The following is a 717-nucleotide window of genomic DNA, read 5'->3' as shown; positions in this document are numbered from 1 at the left end:
GGCGGCGTTGCATTGTTGATTGATGCCAAGAATGAACGTGTTGCCGAATGGTATGCCAGCTATGGCGCTGTTCCATTATTGGATGCTCAATTATCTTTGCTTTTACCATTCAAAACGATACATACCGCGCTAACCGCAGCGGGGAAGCTTTAAATGAATAAATTACAGCTACCACCAGGTATTTCTGTTAAAAGGCGCGGGAATGCGTATGCCATCTTCAGGAATGAGTATGAAGAAATAGGCGGGGTCGTTGTTCGTGGCACTTCCCTGGGCGATACGCAACTTCAGCCTTATGTTGAGGAACCTCAGGAAAAGAACAGACAGATTGTAGCTCTGGTGGCACAGCAAATGTCCGATGCGCTACTGGTGCATGTGGCTAAAAAGCCAGCCCATTTAAGGCGCAATGCCTTCCCGCCAAACAATGTCTCCACTGGAACAGAAGTCTTTGAAAACAAGGTATTTCCTTGCACCAAGTGCAACCAGATAATTGCCAAGCTGGTGTTCTCCTGGGAATCTGCATCCGTCGCTGCCAGCCATGGAGAGCGAAGTGAGGGCTGGTAGTCCTCAGTAGCCGCGAGGCCGCATGCTTACCCGTCTGCGCATAGCGCCAGAGGGGAAGCAAAGTAGGCATCCAAACGCGGTGTCCAGTCATTGGGAGCCAAGTGCGGAGCAGCAACAAGCCTGCGAAGTTGTTGCGTAGTGCTTGGTGACCAGGAC

Annotated in this window: 1 protein-coding gene; it reads left to right on the top strand. The window is 51.0% G+C overall.

Annotation, left to right across the window (positions count from 1 at the left end; translation table 11 throughout):
* The first annotated feature begins 153 nt into the window (after window positions 1-153).
* Window positions 154-561 carry a hypothetical protein gene (locus ACOCD2_RS23930; RefSeq protein WP_293653197.1) on the top strand — a complete coding sequence of 136 codons (408 nt, stop codon included), beginning with the start codon at window positions 154-156 and terminating at the stop codon, window positions 559-561.
* The last annotated feature ends 156 nt before the right edge of the window (window positions 562-717 follow it).

Source organism: Thiolapillus sp. (assembly GCF_048562965.1).
In the GTDB taxonomy this organism is placed as follows: domain Bacteria; phylum Pseudomonadota; class Gammaproteobacteria; order Chromatiales; family Chromatiaceae; genus Thiolapillus; species Thiolapillus brandeum_A.
This window is presented reverse-complemented; position numbering and strand designations above follow the sequence as displayed.

Bases quoted from the DNA above. Each gene is read 5' to 3' on its own strand.
- ACOCD2_RS23930 (WP_293653197.1), top strand. From the start codon at position 154: ATGAATAAATTACAGCTACCACCAGGTATTTCTGTTAAAAGGCGCGGG.